Annotated in this window: 12 protein-coding genes, 1 other RNA gene and 1 pseudogene; 8 read left to right on the forward strand and 6 right to left on the reverse strand. The window is 65.8% G+C overall.

The annotated features are described in order from the left end of the window. Nucleotides 1-271: 271 nt before the first annotated feature. An RNA gene (gene ffs, locus BO1_RS56835) (signal recognition particle sRNA small type) lies at nt 272-370 on the reverse strand. Nucleotides 371-892: 522 nt separating this feature from the next. Here ffs and trxA point away from each other — a divergent pair. From trxA to BO1_RS20630, 8 genes and pseudogenes are all read left to right on the forward strand, one after another. Beyond that, nucleotides 893-1,219, forward strand: a complete 327-nt coding sequence (gene trxA / locus BO1_RS20595; RefSeq protein WP_027818380.1) for a thioredoxin TrxA — start codon at nt 893-895, stop codon at nt 1,217-1,219. 293 nt (nt 1,220-1,512) lie between these two features. Continuing rightward, a complete protein-coding gene (gene rho, locus BO1_RS20600; RefSeq protein ID WP_028219176.1) occupies nt 1,513-2,775 on the forward strand; it encodes a transcription termination factor Rho in 1,263 nt (420 codons plus the stop codon). 199 nt (nt 2,776-2,974) lie between these two features. Continuing rightward, a pseudogene (locus BO1_RS51965) lies at nt 2,975-3,454 on the forward strand (MerR family transcriptional regulator); the annotation flags it as partial. 173 nt (nt 3,455-3,627) lie between these two features. Then, complete coding sequence (locus BO1_RS20610) at nt 3,628-5,184, forward strand: MFS transporter (RefSeq protein WP_028219177.1); 1,557 nt, start codon at nt 3,628-3,630, stop codon at nt 5,182-5,184. Between the two features lie 65 nt (nt 5,185-5,249). Then, nucleotides 5,250-6,095, forward strand: coding sequence for a M90 family metallopeptidase (locus BO1_RS20615; RefSeq protein ID WP_028219178.1), 846 nt, complete (start codon nt 5,250-5,252; stop codon nt 6,093-6,095). Between the two features lie 155 nt (nt 6,096-6,250). Further along, the gene (locus BO1_RS20620; RefSeq protein ID WP_028219179.1) at nt 6,251-6,514 is read left to right on the forward strand and encodes a type B 50S ribosomal protein L31; all 264 of its coding nucleotides are present in this window, start codon (nt 6,251-6,253) and stop codon (nt 6,512-6,514) included. 358 nt (nt 6,515-6,872) lie between these two features. Continuing rightward, the gene (locus BO1_RS20625) at nt 6,873-8,627 is read left to right on the forward strand and encodes an ArnT family glycosyltransferase (protein ID WP_028219180.1); all 1,755 of its coding nucleotides are present in this window, start codon (nt 6,873-6,875) and stop codon (nt 8,625-8,627) included. A gap of 7 nt (nt 8,628-8,634) precedes the next feature. Further along, the gene (locus tag BO1_RS20630) at nt 8,635-10,002 is read left to right on the forward strand and encodes an MATE family efflux transporter (RefSeq protein WP_028219181.1); all 1,368 of its coding nucleotides are present in this window, start codon (nt 8,635-8,637) and stop codon (nt 10,000-10,002) included. A 70-nt stretch (nt 10,003-10,072) separates the two neighbouring features. On the opposite strand, the gene lipA is transcribed toward BO1_RS20630, so the two are convergent. The 5 genes from lipA to BO1_RS20655 all read right to left on the reverse strand — a co-directional run bounded on the left by lipA (nt 10,073) and on the right by BO1_RS20655 (nt 15,445). After that, a complete protein-coding gene (gene lipA / locus BO1_RS51970; RefSeq protein WP_084688077.1) occupies nt 10,073-11,101 on the reverse strand; it encodes a lipoyl synthase in 1,029 nt (342 codons plus the stop codon). A gap of 2 nt (nt 11,102-11,103) precedes the next feature. Next, the gene (locus BO1_RS20640) at nt 11,104-12,225 is read right to left on the reverse strand and encodes an acetoin dehydrogenase dihydrolipoyllysine-residue acetyltransferase subunit (RefSeq protein WP_028219182.1); all 1,122 of its coding nucleotides are present in this window, start codon (nt 12,223-12,225) and stop codon (nt 11,104-11,106) included. Nucleotides 12,226-12,229: 4 nt separating this feature from the next. Continuing rightward, complete coding sequence (locus tag BO1_RS20645; protein WP_028219183.1) at nt 12,230-13,234, reverse strand: alpha-ketoacid dehydrogenase subunit beta; 1,005 nt, start codon at nt 13,232-13,234, stop codon at nt 12,230-12,232. Nucleotides 13,235-13,280: 46 nt separating this feature from the next. Further along, nucleotides 13,281-14,258, reverse strand: coding sequence for a thiamine pyrophosphate-dependent dehydrogenase E1 component subunit alpha (locus BO1_RS20650; RefSeq protein ID WP_028219184.1), 978 nt, complete (start codon nt 14,256-14,258; stop codon nt 13,281-13,283). 110 nt (nt 14,259-14,368) lie between these two features. After that, complete coding sequence (locus BO1_RS20655; protein WP_028219185.1) at nt 14,369-15,445, reverse strand: ATP-NAD kinase family protein; 1,077 nt, start codon at nt 15,443-15,445, stop codon at nt 14,369-14,371. Between the last annotated feature and the right edge of the window lie 432 nt (nt 15,446-15,877).

Genomic DNA, 15,877 nt, shown 5'->3' on the forward strand with positions numbered 1-15,877 from the left:
GCGCGTTCCGATGAATCGAAAGGCGCCGGGCGCCCTGTCGACGGGCGCGCCGGGCCGTCGCCGCCGTATCGCTTTGGAACATTTCGCGCGCCCCCCTGCGCACGGCTTCCTTGCACGCGATTCGCATGCGCGCAAAGCCATGACGAATGCCGAAAACGGGTGCAACGGGACAAACACGGAGCACGCGAGAACCGGCGACGCAGCAACGACGCACTCAGCGAGAGATAGGGACTGCGAGGGGGAGAAGGAACTGCGGAAGAAAAAAGCGGAAGGTGACGAGCCCGACCCTCGGCACTGGCGGAAAACGGCTGTGGCTGCTTCGTTCCCGACCTGACCAGGTTGACCGCCCCTCCATGCGAGGAGGCCCGTCACGAAGCATTCTAACATCGGTTGCGCCGCATTGCGAATGCCGCATCGCAAAAGTCTTCGATTAGCCCCCAAACGGCGTACACAAGGAGCGCATCGGATGGGCTGAGCGCGCCCCCGAGCGAAGCGCGCGTACCCTCTTGCAAACGTGCGCCACACCACAATATCAGCATCGTGCAGTGCGTGCGGCCGCACGCTGTTCTGGGGCAAAGCCGGTCGACAATAGTTTGCCAGTGGTTGGGAAGCGGTCCCTGCGCAACCGGAACGGTGCACGCCGGCACAAAAAACGCGCGCGTTTCTCATCAAAAACATTGGGAAACCCTGACGCCCACATGCGTACTATCACCGTCGGCAACGCATAGGGATTTAGGCTACACTGGCGTCGACCGTTGCCGGGCTAGCTTGGCCGACTGGATCTGGTGCCGCCTGGCAAGGCTTTGGGCGGTCCCGGATATATTTTGAGTTTTGGTGTATCGTGGCGAGCAATTCATTCAGTCAGCCTCGATCCGAAAGAGGTATTCATACAATGAGCGAACAAATCAAGCACATCAGCGACGCATCGTTCGAACAGGACGTCGTTAAATCCGACAAGCCCGTGCTGCTGGACTTCTGGGCCGAATGGTGCGGCCCCTGCAAAATGATCGCGCCGATTCTCGACGAGGTCGCGAAGGACTATGGCGATCGCCTGCAAGTCGCGAAGATCAACGTTGACGAGCATCAGTCGACGCCGGTGAAGTTCGGCGTGCGCGGCATCCCGACGCTGATCCTCTTCAAGAACGGCGCCGTCGCGGCGCAGAAGGTTGGCGCGCTTTCGAAGTCGCAGCTCACCGCGTTCCTGGATAGCCACCTGTAAATCACGCGTCGCCGCCCTGCCACGCCAACTGATCCCTGCTTCGAAGCAGGATCGGGCGGTGTAAAGCGCAACAACCAGGCAGCGACTCAACGGTGCGTGTTGTCCACCGACAACACGCACCGAAAAAACATGCCGAAACTTGCCGCCGGGCTCGACTGGCGGCTTCCGGCGTGTGTTATGCTAGAATTCATAAAGCGTCTACCCGGCGCCCTTATATAAGTCCTTGAGCGGTTCCGCTCGCTTCTTTTCCCCCAGACTTCTTTTCGTCGCATCCTCCCCGACGGGTTCTCCGTATGCATCTTTCCGAGCTCAAGTCTCAGCACGTGTCCGAATTGATCGAGATGGCCAATGGCCTCGAGATCGAAAATGCGAACCGCCTGCGTAAGCAGGAACTCATGTTCGCGATTCTCAAAAAGCGCGCCAAGACGGGCGAAACGATCTTCGGTGACGGCACGCTCGAAGTGCTCCCGGACGGCTTCGGCTTCCTGCGCTCGCCGGAAACCTCGTATCTCGCCAGCACGGACGATATCTACATCAGCCCGTCGCAGATCCGCCGCTTCAACCTGCACACCGGCGACACGATCGAAGGTGAAGTGCGTACGCCGAAGGACGGCGAGCGCTACTTCGCGCTCGTGAAGGTGGACAAGGTCAACGGCCAGGCGCCCGAGGCCTCGAAGCACAAGATCATGTTCGAGAACCTCACGCCGCTGCACCCGAACAAGGTGCTGCTGCTCGAGCGCGAAATGCGCGGTGAGGAGAACGTGACGGGCCGCATCATCGACATGATCGCGCCCATCGGCAAGGGTCAGCGCGGCCTGCTGGTCGCCTCGCCCAAGTCGGGCAAGACCGTGATGCTTCAGCACATCGCGCACGCGATCAAGCAGAACCATCCTGACGTGATCCTGTTCGTGCTGCTGATCGACGAGCGTCCTGAAGAAGTGACCGAAATGCAGCGCTCGGTGGCAGGCGAAGTGATCGCCTCGACCTTCGACGAACCGGCCGCGCGCCACGTGCAAGTGGCCGAAATGGTCATCGAAAAGGCCAAGCGCCTCGTCGAAATGAAGCACGACGTCGTGATTCTGCTCGACTCCATCACGCGTCTCGCACGTGCGTACAACACCGTTGTCCCCGCATCGGGCAAGGTGCTTACGGGCGGTGTGGACGCCAACGCGCTGCAGCGTCCGAAGCGCTTCTTCGGCGCCGCGCGCAATATCGAAGAAGGCGGCTCGCTCACCATCATCGGCACGGCGCTGATCGAAACCGGCAGCCGCATGGACGACGTGATCTACGAAGAGTTCAAGGGCACCGGCAACATGGAAGTGCACCTCGAGCGCCGTCTCGCGGAAAAGCGCGTCTACCCGTCGATCAACCTGAACAAGTCGGGCACGCGCCGCGAAGAGCTGCTGATCAAGCCGGACATCCTCCAGAAGATCTGGGTGCTGCGCAAGTTCATCCACGACATGGACGAAGTCGAGGCCATGGAATTCCTGCTCGACAAGATCCGCCAGACGAAGAGCAATTCCGAGTTCTTCGAGATGATGCGCCGTGGCGGCTAACGCCTCGCCCGTCTCTGCTCTTTGATGTATCGCAAACGCCCGCGAAAGCGGGCGTTTGTCATTTCTCGCGCCCCGCCGGCGCGCCTTTCCGGCACCGCCCCTTTGCGCCCGGGCAGGCGTACAACCTGTACGTGAACGTTCACGTTGGACTATAATCCGGTCGTTGTCTCCACCGCCGCTCCCACGCGGCTGTCCACCGATGTCGAGAGATGCCAGCGCGCTGCTGACGGTGCGCGACGCCGCCCAGCGGCTCAACGTCACGCCGCGCACGCTCAAATACTACGAGGAGCGCGGCCTCGTTACGCCCACGCGCAGCGAAGGCCGTTACCGCCTCTACGATGAACACGACCTCGAGCAATTTGCCCGCATCCTGCGGCTGCGCGCGCTCGGCTTCTCGCTGCACGGCATTACCGAGATGCTCAAGCGCCCGCTCGAATCGGTCGGCGACGGCCGCCGGCGCTATTCGCAGGACTCGCTGCAGCAGATCGCCGACGCGCTCGCGCAGCAGATCGACACGCTCGACGCGCGTATCGCCGCCGTGCGCCGAGAGCTCAAAGAGGCGCAGACGGTGCGCACCGAACTCGCCGACGATCTCGACTATCTGCGGCAGCGCCTGGCCGGCGTGCCATCGGAAGCGCTGATCAGCGAGCGCCTGGCCGCCACGCGCCGGCGCAAGGAGACAGCAAAGGCCGCGGGAGCGAGCGCATCCCGCGCGGACGCTTCCTCGCGCGCGGAAGCGAAAGCCGGCAAGCGCGGCGGCCATGAAAGCGGCACCCCGCTTGATCCCGGCCCCGCCGGGACAGGCGACGACAGCGAAAGCGCGGACAAGCGCGAGCACGGGAGCGTTCGCGAATGAGCAGCGTCCCCACTCGCGAGCCGATCTTCAGCGCGACGCGCCTGCGAGGAGACTTTTTCCCCTGGGTGCTCGCGCTCGCGACCGGCCTCGACTACTACGACAACGCCATCTTTTCGTTCTTCACGAGCTACATTGCCGGCGGCATCAACGCCTCGCCCGACGAGCTCGTCTGGGCGTCCAGCGCTTACGCCGTGTGCGCCGTGCTCGGCATCCTGCAGCAGCAATGGTGGGTCGAGCGCATCGGCTACCGGCGCTACGTGAGCGGCTGCCTGCTGCTCTACGCGGCGGGCTCGGTGGCGGCGGCCCTCTGCGAGTCGTCGATCGAGCTCGCCTTCGCGCGTGGTTTTCAGGGCTATTTCATTGGCCCGATGATGGGCACCTGCCGCATCCTGATCCAGATTTCGTTCACACCGCAGCAGCGCCCCGTGGCGACGCGCGCGTTCCTGATCCTGATCGTGCTCTCCAGCGCGCTCGCGCCGCTCGCGGGCGGTTTTCTCGTCTCGCATTTCGACTGGCGCGCCCTCTTCGCGTTTTCCGCTCCCGCAGGCGTGCTCTACGCGGTGCTCTCCCTGCTCGCGCTGCCCAACTCCGGCCACGTGCTGCCCGAGGAGCGCGGCGATTCCCATTTCTGGCCCTACATCATCTTCGCGCTTGCGCAAGGTGCGCTGCAGATCGCCATGCAGCAGGTGCGCTTCGAGCTGTTCAGCACCTCGCCCGGCATCATGTTGCTGACCGTGGCCGGCATGGCCGCGCTCGCGTGGTTCGTCTGGCAGCAGTGGCATCATCCGAAGCCGCTCATGCGCCTGCACGCGCTACGCGAAAAGCCGTTTCGCGTCGGGCTGCTGCTCTACATGGTCTATTACTATCAGAGCACGGCGCTCAGCTACCTGGTCTCGCGCTTTCTCGAAGGCGGCCTGAACTATCCCGTGGAAAATGCCGGGCGCCTCACCGGCATCACCTCGCTGATCTCCGCTTCGGCGCTGTTCTTCTATTTCCGCTACTCGAAGTTCATCACGCACAAGAAGTGGATCATCGTGCCGGGCTTCGTGCTCGCGGCGTTCATCTCGTTCTGGATGACGCGCCTCACGCCCGACACCAGCGAGAGCTGGCTCATTTTCCCGCTGCTGCTGCGCGGCCTCCTGCTGCTCTTCATCGTGCTGCCGGTGGCGAACCTCACCTTCCGCATCTTCGCGATCGAGGAGTTCACGCACGGATACCGCTTGAAAAATGTCGTCCGTCAGTTGACGATATCGTTCGCGACCGCAACGATCATCATCGTCGAGCAGCACCGGCTGGCGCTGCACCAGTCGCGGCTCGCGGAATTCGTGAACCCGCTCAACCCGATTTTCCAGAACACGTACGCGACGCTCACGCATGCCTTCGAAGCGCTCGGCCGCTCGCCTGGCGAGGCGCACGGGCTCGCGCTCGTGCAGGTGAGCCGCATGGTCGCGCAGCAGGCGAGCTTTTTGAGCTCGCTCGACGGGTTCTATTTCCTGATCGGCGTGGCCGTGTGCGGCGGGATTTTCGCCGCGTGGCAAAAGCAGATCGACTGAGCCGAACGACGCCTGAACGCACCCGGCGGCGCACCTGAAGACGCAACCGAAGACGCAACTGAGCGATGCTTTCGAAACTGACCCACTGGTTCGACGCCCGCCGCCGTGAAAAGGCGCTGCGCACCCATGCGATCGACGACGCGCTCTGGCAAGCGACGCTCGCCGGCCTGCCGTTCCTCGCCCACCTCGATGGCGCCGATCTCGTGCGCCTGCGCGAGCTTACGAGTCTTTTTCTTGCGCAAAAGGAGTTTTCCACGGCGCACGAACTCGAGCTCACCGACCAGATCGCGGTGGCGATCGCCGCGCAGGCGTCGCTGCCGGTGCTCAACCTGTCCCTCGATCTCTACAAGGGCTGGGTCGGCGTGACCGTCTACCCCGGCGAATTCGTGATCCGCAAGACTGTCGAGGACGAGGACGGGGTGGTGCACGAAGTCGAACACGACGCGAGCGGCGAAGCATGGGAAGGCGGCCCCGTGATCCTCTCGTGGGAAGACGCGCAGATGACCGACGGCAGCGACGCCTACAACGTCGTGATCCACGAATTCGCCCACAAGATCGATATGCTCACCGGCGAGGCCGACGGTCATCCGCCCCTTTTTCGCCGCTGGCACGCGCCGCTCGACGCGCAAGCCTGGGCCGACGTGTTCGACAACGCCTACGACCAGTTCTGCGACAAGGTGGACGCCGTGCCGGAGCGCCGCTGGGCGCGCTTCGAGCGCGATTCGCTGATCGATCCCTATGCCGCCGATCATCCGTCGGAGTTCTTCGCGGTGTGCAGCGAGGCGCTGTTCGTCAAGCCCAAGGCGTTCGAGGCCGAATATCCCGAGCTCTACCGGCTGCTCGCGTGCTATTACCGGCAGGACCCGGCCAGGGTGGGCGCGTTGGAGGCGCTCGCCGAGCCCCGCGCCTAAGCCTGTCGCGCGGACCGTCAAAAATTCGCCAACCGGCTGATTTTCTGGCATAATCGCCATTTTTCGACCTTGGGCAAGTGGCTCGCGCCGAATTGACCTTCTGGCATCATGCTGGGGGCACGCGGGTTGGCTACCGCCAGATTTGAGGAACCACCATGAAAGAAGGCATTCACCCGAATTACCGCGAGGTCCTGTTCATCGACGTTTCGAACGACTTCAAGTTCGTGACCCGTTCGACGATCCAGACGCGCGAAACCGCCGAATTCAACGGCAAGACCTACCCGCTCGCGAAGATCGAAGTCTCGTCGGAATCGCATCCGTTCTACACGGGCACGCAAAAGATCATGGACACGGCAGGCCGTGTCGAGAAGTTCAACAAGAAGTTCGGCGCGCGCGCCACGGGCAAGGCCACGAAGTAAGCTTTCGGAGCGAACTTCGCGCACCGGCCTCGCGGCCGGTCCCGCACGAAAAGGGCAGCCTGGGCTGCCCTTTTTTGTTGCCTGAAATGTTGTCCAGGTTATGGTCGGAATCGTCGGCTCCAGGCTTTTGCGTGTGCCAAGCTCAGCGAGACCTCGTCCTCGCCCGATTTTGACAACGTTGTTTCATCCGTTTCCTTGCATTGGCATCCAGCCTGCGCCGTGACGCGCGCCGGCGCAGCCAGCTAGAATGCCGGATGCTCCCGACCGGCGGCGCACGACGATCGTGCCGCAACGCTCGCGCCACTGTCCGAGGCAACGGCCGCGTCCCGGTCCGCTTACCCGAATTCCTTCGCACTGCATGAAGCCTGCTATTCGCCTGACCGCCTCCGCCACCAGCGCCTTGCCGCGCTGGCTGCTGCTGACCCTCTGTATCGTCTTCGCTTCGTTCGGCCTGTTCGGCCGCGATCCGTGGAAAAACGAGGATGCAGCGGGCTTCGGCGTGATGTGGACGATGGCGGGCGGGACCACGCACGATTGGCTGCTGCCGAATCTCGTCGGCAAATACGTGACCGCGAACGGCCCGCTCGGCTACTGGCTCGGCGCCCTGTGCATACGCCTGTTCGCACCCTGGGTGGATGCGAGCAACGCCTCGCGCATCGCCACCGGCGTGCTGTTCTGCTGTGCCTGCGCGTTCGTCTGGTACAGCGCCTATCTGCTGGGCCGGCGTCCCGAAGTGCAGCCGTTCAAATACGCCTTTGGCGGCGAGCCCGAGCCGCGCGACTACGGCCGCACGCTCGGCGACGGCGCCCTGCTCGTCCTGCTCGCCTGTTTCGGCCTTGCCGAGCGCGGCCACGAAACCACGCCGCAGTTGATGCAGTTCGTCGGTATCGCGATGCTCGTCTATGGCCTCGTGCGCGCCATCGACAAGCCCATTCAGGGCGCGCTCTGGTGGGGTTTCGCGCTTGGCGTCGTGATGCTCTCGAGCGGGCCCGTGCTGGTGGGGGCGCTGCTCATCGGCACGCTCGTCATGCTCGGCGTCGCGCCCGAGACGCGCTCGCGCTGGCTGCTCGTGGCCGGCCTGCCGGTGGCGCTCGTGGTCGCGTTCTCCTGGCCGCTCTACGCGCTGCACCTCTATCCCACCGATGCCGTGTGGTTCCTCAACCAGTGGGCGCACACCAGCGTCGATGCGTTCGCGGGCCCCCCGGGCGCGGTGCTGCGCTATGCGGCGAAGAACCTGCCGCTCTTCACCTGGCCGGCCTGGCCGCTCGCGATCTGGGCATGGGTGAGCTGGGCGGGACTGCGCCGCGCGCCGCACATTGCGATTCCGCTTTCGGTCATCGTGCCGCTCTTGATCCTCGTGGTCGTGCAGAGCCATGAGACGAACCTGCTGTTCATGCTCGTGCTGCCCGCGCTCTCGGTGCTCGCGACCTTTGCACTGCCCACGCTCAAGCGCGGCGCGATCAACGCGATCGACTGGTTCGCTGTGCTGAGCTTCACGATCCTGGGCACCTTCGTCTGGCTCGTCTGGCTCGCGGGCATGACCGGCTTCCCGGCGCCGCTCGCGCGCAATCTCGCGCGCCTCGCGCCCGGCTTCGTGCCGCAATTCAAGATTCTCTCGTTCGTGTGCGCGGTGGCCGTCACCGTGTGCTGGATCGTCCTCGCGCAGTGGCGCATCGCACGGCACCCGAAGGTGCTCTGGCGCAGCGTCGTGCTCTCGAGCGGCGGCACCACGCTCATGTGGGTGCTGCTGATGACGCTCTGGCTGCCGGTCGTCAACTACAGCCGGACCTACAAGGACGTCGCACAGCAAATCGCCGCGCACCTGCCCGCCGACTACCAGTGCATCTCGCCCGTGCGCCTCGGCGACGCGCAGATCGCCACCTTCGCGTATTTCGGCAAGATGCACTTCTCGTTCGACGACGACTGCGACGTGATCCTGCGCCAGGACACGCACGACTACGGCGAGCCGAGCTCGATGTCGAACTTCGTCTGGAAGCTCGTCTGGGAAGGCCGTCGCGCCGCCGACCGCGACGAACGCTTCCGCCTGTACGTGCGCATCGACCGACCGCAGCCGCCGCTGAAAAGGCACGTCTGGCGCAAGCGCCCGGACTGAGGCGCCGGTGACGACGACCTTCCTCGGCGACATCCGGCGCATTGCCGCACTCGCCTGGCCGGTGCTGGTCGGCCAGCTCGCGACCATCGCGTTCGGCGTGATCGACACCGCGATGGTCGGCCGTTATTCGGCGCTCGACCTCGCGGCGCTCGGGCTCGGCTCCTCGATCTACGTGTCGGTCTATATCGGCCTGACCGGGATCCTTACGGCGCTGCAGCCCGTCGCGGCCCAGCTCTACGGCGCACGCAAGGATATAGAGATCGGCGTCGAAGTGCGTCAGGCCTTCTGGCTCGCGCTCGTGCTGATGGTGATCGGCTTCACGATCCTGTATTTCCCCGGCCCGCTGCTCGAGCTCGCCCGCGCGCCCGAGGCGCTGCACGAGCGCACCATTGCCTATCTGCGGCTGCTCTCGTTCGGGCTGCCCGCGAGCCTCGCGTTCCGCATCTACAGCTCGCTCGCCAATGCCGTGAGCCGGCCGCGCCTCGTCATGTTCCTGCAGGTTGCGGCGCTCGCGATCAAGGTGCCGCTGAACACCTGGCTCATCTTCGGCGGACTCGGCGTGCCCGCACTGGGCGGCCCGGGCTGCGCGCTCGCCAGCACGTCGATCAACTGGGCGCTCGCCCTGTGCGCCGCCATCGCGTTCATGCGCGTCGAAGTGTTCGCACCGTTCGAGATCTTCAAGCACTTCTGCTGGCCCGAATGGAAGCGCCAGGCGGAGCTGCTCAAGCTCGGCATTCCGATGGGGCTCTCGTACCTCATCGAGGTGACCTCGTACACCTTCATGGCGATCTTCATCGCGCGCCTCGGAACAACGACGCTCGCGGGCCACCAGATCGCCGGGAATCTGGGCGCGGTGCTCTACATGACGCCGCTCTCGATCGGCGTGGCGACCTCGACGCTGGTGGCGCAGGCGCTGGGCGGCGCGCGCCCCGCCGAAGCGCGCACGCTCGCGCGGCACGGCGTGATGACCGCGGTGGCGATCGCCTGCTGCTACGGCGCGATCGTGTTCGTGCTGCGGCCACTACTGATCAAGGGCTATACACCCGATCCGGCCGTCGCGGTGGCGGCGATGCCGCTCGTGGCGATCGTCACGCTCTATCACGTGTTCGATGCGCTGCAGGTCACCACGGCATTCGCGCTGCGCGCCTACAAGGTTGCCGTGGTGCCCACGGTGATATACGCCATCGCGCTCTGGGGCGTGGGCCTCGGCGGCGGCTATGCGCTCGGCTTCGACGTCTTCGGCACCCTGCCCGTCTGGGCGACCGGTGCGCGCGGCTTCTGGATCGCCAATGCGACGAGCCTGGCGATCGCCGGCGCCGGCCTCGCGATCTATCTGTCGCGCGTCAGCAAGCGATATCTGCGCGAGCAGGCCTGAAGGCGCGCCGCCGTGCGGCCTTTGAGGTGACCGCACGCGCTGGCAGTTAGTTGCAAAATGACCGATGCCTTCATGCCGGCTCGTGATGCCGCGCGGCCTCCACGGTCTGCGCCGCGTGATACGAGGAGCGCACGAGCGGCCCGGCCACCACTTCACTGAACCCCATGGCGAGCCCCGCCTCGCGCAGCGCCGCGAACTCGTCCGGATGCATGTAGCGGCGCACCGGCAAGTGATAGCGCGACGGCGCGAGATATTGCCCGATCGTCAGCACCTGCACGTCGTGCTCGCGCAGATCACGCATCGTCTCGAGCAATTGCGCATCGGTCTCGCCCAGCCCCACCATCAACCCCGATTTCGTGACAAGCGCCCCATGCGCGGCCTTTGCTCGCGCGAGCAGCGCGAGCGAGCCGCGATAGTCGGCGCCCGGCCGCGCCGCCCGGTAGAACGATGGCACGGTCTCCACGTTGTGATTGAACACGTCGGGCCAGGCCACCGAGAGCGCCTCGAGCGCGCGGTCGATACGCCCGCGAAAGTCCGGCGTCAGTACCTCCACGCCGATGCCGGGCACGTGCTCACGCACGCTGGCGATGCAGCGCGCGAAGTGCGCCGCGCCGCCATCGCGCAGGTCGTCGCGATCGACCGAGGTGATCACGACATGGCGCAGGCCGAGTGCCGCGACCGCCGCCGCGAGGTGAGCGGGCTCGTCCTCGTCGAGCGGCGCGGGCCGCCCGTGCGCGACGTCGCAGAACGGGCAGCGCCGCGTGCACAGCCCGCCCATGATCATGAAGGTGGCCGTGCGCTGCGCGAAGCACTCGCCGATGTTCGGGCACATCGCCTCCTCGCACACCGAATGCAAGCGGTGTTCGCGCAGCACGGCGGCCACCCCGGCAACGGTCGTGCTCATGAGCGGACGCGCGCGCAGCCAGGGCGGCTTGGGCAGCGCCGCGCCCTCGTCCGCCGGCACGATCTTCACGGGAATGCGCGCGAGCTTCTCGCGGCTGCGCAGGCCATGCTGGCCGAGCGCCGTATCGCCGGGCGCACCCGGCGTGGCCCGCGTTTGTGCGCCCGGCGGCACCGGTTCAACCGTGACGGCGGCCATGTTCAGCCTCCCGATTCGAAGAAAGCCTTGAGCAGGCGATTGACCTCGGCGGCGGCTTCCATCTGCACCATGTGCCCCTTGCCGGCAATCACCTCGACGCGCACCGCTGGCGACAAGCCTTGCGCATGCTTGACCGGAATGATCTGGTCGGACTCGCCCCAGATCACGAGCACCTTCGGCGCCAGCGTCGAAAGCCGGTCGCGGAACACGCGTCGCTGCGTGCCGCCCTCGAAGGCCTGCGCCGAAACCTTCCTCAGCGCGTCCTGCACCCCCTCAAGCCGCTTGTACTTCACGAGGTCCTCCACGAGCTGACGCGTGACGAGCGCGGGATCGGCGAACAGCTTCGTCACATGCGGCTTGAGCGCGTTGCGGTTCGCGGCCGCGACGAAGCCTTCGATATACGCGCCGTCGATTTCATCGCCGAGCCCCGCGCTCGCGATCAGCGCAAGTGAGGCGACGCGCGCGGGCGCGCGCTCGGCCACCGCCATCGAGACCGCGCCGCCCAGAGAATGCCCAACGAGATGCGCGCGCTCGATCTGCTGCGCATCGAGAAAATCGACCACGCTCTGCGCGAGCTCATCGAGTGCCCCACTCTCCACGGCCTTGCCCGATTCGCCGTGCCCCGGCAGATCGAGCGCCCAGACGGTGCGCCCGGCAGCGAGATCGGCATGATTGAAGAGCCAGTTGTTGAGATCGCCGCCGAAGCCGTGGATCAGCACGACGGGCGTGCCATCGCCCTCGCCGAGCTTCAGATAGCGCAGCGTGCGCCCGCCGATCTGCGCCTTCTCGGGCTGCGGGCCGGCGTCGGCATCGCCGGCTTTCGCGGGCACGAAATCGCGCTGGAATTCGGCCACCGCTGCGTCTATTTCGGCGTCCGTTTCTTCCGCGGCCGCAACCACGCCGAGCAGCGCGCCCACCGGCAGCGTATCGCCCTCCTGCGCGATCTGCCGCCGCAGCACGCCCTCAAACGCGCACTCGACGCCCGACGCGATCTTGTCGGACTCGACGTCGAGCAATTCCTCCCCTTTGGACACCTTCTCGCCGAGCGACTTGAGCCAGCCGTTCACTTGGCCCTGCTCCATCGAAAGGCCCCATTTGGGCATCGTGATCATGTGAATCGGCATGACTTCAGCTCCTTGCTGCGCGCGCGGCATCGGCGATCTGCTGCGCCGACGGGATGTAGAGGTCTTCGAGCGAGGCCGCGAACGGCACCGGCGTATGCGGGGCGGTCACCATGCCGACTGGCGCCTTGAGGTCGCGAAACGCCTTTTGCGCCACGAGCGCCGCAATGTCGGTCGCCATCGAGCAACGCGGATTCGCCTCGTCCACCACGACGACGCGCCCCGTGCGGCGCACACTTTCCAGAATGGTCTCCTCGTCGAGCGGCGAGGTCGTGCGCAGATCGATCACATCGGCTTCGATGCCGTCCTTCGCGAGTTGCTGCGCCGCCTCGAGCGCGTAATGGACCATGCGCCCATAGGTGACGAGGGTGACGTCGTCGCCATCGCGCACGATGTTCGCCTCGCCGAACGGAATCGAATACGACTCCTCGGGCACGTCGCCCTCCATCGTGTAGAGCAGCTTGTGCTCGCAGAAGATCACGGGGTCGTTGTCGCGGATCGCCTCGATCATGAGGCCCTTCGCGTCGTAAGGCGTGGCCGGGCACACGACCTTGAGGCCAGGGATATGCGTGAAGAGCGACGTGAGCATCTGCGAGTGCTGTGCCGCCGCGCGCAGGCCCGCGCCGTACATCGTGCGGATCACGACCGGCGTGACCGCCTTGCCGCCGAACATGTAGCGGAACTTCGCCGCCTGGTTGAAGATCTGGTCGAAGCACACGCCCATGAAGTCGATGAACATCAGCTCCGCGACCGGCCGCAAACCGCACGCCGCCGCGCCCACCGCCGTGCCGATAAAACCGCCCTCCGAGAGCGGCGTATCGAGCACGCGGCCCGGGAACTTGCCATAGAGGCCCTTCGTCACGCCGAGCACGCCGCCCCAGGCGTCCTGCTCGCCGGGCGAGCCCGCGCCGCCCGCGTTGTCCTCGCCCATCACGATCACGCTCTCGTCGCGCGCCATCTCCTGAGCGAGCGCTTCGTTGATCGCCTGCGAATAGGTAATTTTCCGTGCCATTTCCGTCTCCTTGATCTGGAATCCTGATGACCTGAGCGTGCGACGCTCAGGGATACGACACGTATACGTCAGTGAGCAGCGCCTCGGGTGCGGGCAACGGCGCGGCCTTCGCTTTCGCCACCGCATCGTCGATCAGCGCCTTCACTTCAGCGTCCACCTTGCGCAATTCGTCGATGCTCGCCAGCTCCGCGCGCACCACGCGCTCCTCGAAGCGCATGAGGCAATCCTTCTCCTCGCGCAGCTTCTGCACCTCACCGGGCGCGCGATAGGTCTGCGCATCGCCCTCGAAGTGGCCGTAGTAACGCGAGAGCTTCATTTCCACGAGCGTCGGGCCGCCGCCGTTGCGCGCGCGCGCAATCGCTTCGCCAAGCGCTTCGTACACGGCGAAGAAGTCGAAGCCGTCGACGATCACGCCCGGCATGCCGAAGCCGTTGGCGCGGTCGGCGATGTTGTCGGCCGCGACCGACCACGTGGACGACGTCGCTTCCGCGTAGCCGTTGTTCTCCGCAACGAAGATCACGGGCAGGCGCCACACCGAGGCGAGATTCATCGACTCGAAGATCACGCCCTGGTTCGACGCGCCGTCACCGAAGAAGCACACGCCCACGCCACCGGTCTTCTTTTGCTTGGCCGCGAGCGCCGCGCCGCACGTGAGCGGGCCGCCGGCGCCGACGATGCCGTTCGCGCCCAGCATCCCCTTCGCGAGATCGGCGATATGCATCGAGCCGCCCTTGCCGCGGCACGAACCCGTGGCGCGGCCATAGATCTCGGCCATCATCTCGCGCACGTCCACGCCCTTCGCAATGCAATGGCCGTGGCCGCGGTGCGTGGTGGCGACGTAATCGTTGTCGCTCAGATGGCTCATGGTGCCGACCGCGGATGCCTCCTCGCCCGCATACAAATGCACGAAGCCCGGAATCTCGCCGGTCGCGAATTCGACGTGCAAGCGCTCCTCGAACTCGCGGATCGTGCGCATCGAGCGATACGCCGCGAGCAACTGCTCCTTGTTCAACGTGACAGACATGGTTGTCTCCTGTGTATAGACGCTGGTGATGCCTGCTGCTGTGGATACGACTGCGTGGGTGAAATGGCTCCTTTTTCGAGGGAAGTTGGACAGCATTCAGCGAAGCGGGCTTATCGAGGCGACGCGGCATACGCCGCCTCGCGCAACAACTGATGCGAGGCCGCGTAGCGCAACGTGCGCGCGACATCGACGGTCAGCGGCCCACCCCAGTCGAGCGCGATTTCGTAGCGGTCGCCGCGCGCCGGCTCGATCTCGCGCTCGCCGTCGAAGGCGAGCGTGCCGTGATCGGCGTCGAGCGGCATCGCCACGCCCACTTCGAGGCGCTGGCAGGTGCGCATCGTCAGGCGCTCGATGCGCCCCGGCGCGATGGGCGCGATGAGTGGCACGCCTTCGCCCTCCCCGCCTCGCGTGGACGCCTGCGCAAACGTCATGTGCAGGCCGTGCGCGGCGTCGCGCCCGACTGGCGCCCACGCGCCGCCGATCGACGCGAGCCCGATGCCGTCGGGCGGCGCAAAGGCCAGAAACAACGATTCGATATCCGAACTGTCTGATATGGCCCGGGCGCCGATGAACGGCTGACGCGACACGCAGATGTCGACCAGCGCGATTTCCTCGCGTCCACGACTCGGTCCCTCGACACAGCGCGCGACGAGACGCTTGTTGCGCACGAGGGCCGTTTCGGCCGGCACCGCGCCGGTCGCGACGAGCGCGCCCGCGAGGCCCGCCACCGTGGCTTCGCGCAACTCGGGAAAAGCGTTGTTGGTGCCGGTGGACAGCGCGAGCAACGGCGTGTCGCCGCAATGCGCGGCCACTGCGCGATGCGTGCCGTCACCGCCGAGCACCGCGATCAGCGCGACCTGCTCGCGGACCATATGCGCGACGCCCGCGTGGGTATCGGCCACGCTTTCGCTGATCGGCAGATCGACGAACTCCACCACGGGCCAGCGTTCGTTGCGTGCCACGGCGGCATGGGTTTCGAGCGCGCGCAGCACGAGCGCGGCCACGCCGGTGCGGTCACGCAGCGTGAGGACGCGCGCCACGCCCAGCGCGCCGAGACCCGCAAGCAGGCGCACGACCATGTTGGCCTTTTCCGCAGTCGGAAAGACGGAGGCGTGCGTGGTAAGACGGCGGATGTCGCGTCCCGATGCGGGGTTCGCGATCACGCCTACAGTCACGGGCGTTGTCACGGGCGTTGTCTCCAACCTTGGCGATCCAGAGGGATCGCGAGGACTCGTTCTGATGGCGGCGCATGCGTGCGCTGCTCTTGCCGTCACTCTCTGCAAGCGCTGTGCCAAAGCACTCGAAATGCAGCTAGGCGCCCGCAGAACGCCTGATCTACGGGCTTTGCGTCGATCGGAGCGGCGCGCCCGCATGGTCGTTCATGACCTGCACAGCGTCTCAGCGGCGGCCTTGCACGCGCGGCTTCTGAGACGCCGCCGGCTTCGCGCCCCTGAGCAGGAGCCGCCAAGCCCCACGTGGCGGGCCTGTGCGGGCTTCGTGCCACGTCTCACGCGCGTCTCGCATCGCGCTGAGACGATCGTCTCAACCGTCTCGCATGCTGCGCTGCGGTGTGATCGCGCACGGCAGATGTGCTACAAAAAGACTCACGCCGAACGCCC

It is taken from the genome of Paraburkholderia oxyphila NBRC 105797 (genome assembly GCF_000685075.1).
GTDB classification, from domain to species: Bacteria; Pseudomonadota; Gammaproteobacteria; order Burkholderiales; family Burkholderiaceae; genus Paraburkholderia; species Paraburkholderia oxyphila.

What these genes read in the sequence shown, in the direction of transcription:
- BO1_RS20650 (WP_028219184.1), bottom strand. Translation starts at nt 14,258, where the DNA reads ATGTCTGTCACGTTGAACAAGGAGCAGTTGCTCGCGGCGTATCGCTCG.
- lipA (WP_084688077.1), bottom strand. Translation starts at nt 11,101, where the DNA reads ATGGCCGCCGTCACGGTTGAACCGGTGCCGCCGGGCGCACAAACGCGG.
- BO1_RS20620 (WP_028219179.1), top strand. Translation starts at nt 6,251, where the DNA reads ATGAAAGAAGGCATTCACCCGAATTACCGCGAGGTCCTGTTCATCGAC.
- BO1_RS20645 (WP_028219183.1), bottom strand. Translation starts at nt 13,234, where the DNA reads ATGGCACGGAAAATTACCTATTCGCAGGCGATCAACGAAGCGCTCGCT.
- trxA (WP_027818380.1), top strand. Translation starts at nt 893, where the DNA reads ATGAGCGAACAAATCAAGCACATCAGCGACGCATCGTTCGAACAGGAC.
- BO1_RS20625 (WP_028219180.1), top strand. Translation starts at nt 6,873, where the DNA reads ATGAAGCCTGCTATTCGCCTGACCGCCTCCGCCACCAGCGCCTTGCCG.
- rho (WP_028219176.1), top strand. Translation starts at nt 1,513, where the DNA reads ATGCATCTTTCCGAGCTCAAGTCTCAGCACGTGTCCGAATTGATCGAG.
- BO1_RS20615 (WP_028219178.1), top strand. Translation starts at nt 5,250, where the DNA reads ATGCTTTCGAAACTGACCCACTGGTTCGACGCCCGCCGCCGTGAAAAG.
- BO1_RS20610 (WP_028219177.1), top strand. Translation starts at nt 3,628, where the DNA reads ATGAGCAGCGTCCCCACTCGCGAGCCGATCTTCAGCGCGACGCGCCTG.
- BO1_RS20640 (WP_028219182.1), bottom strand. Translation starts at nt 12,225, where the DNA reads ATGCCGATTCACATGATCACGATGCCCAAATGGGGCCTTTCGATGGAG.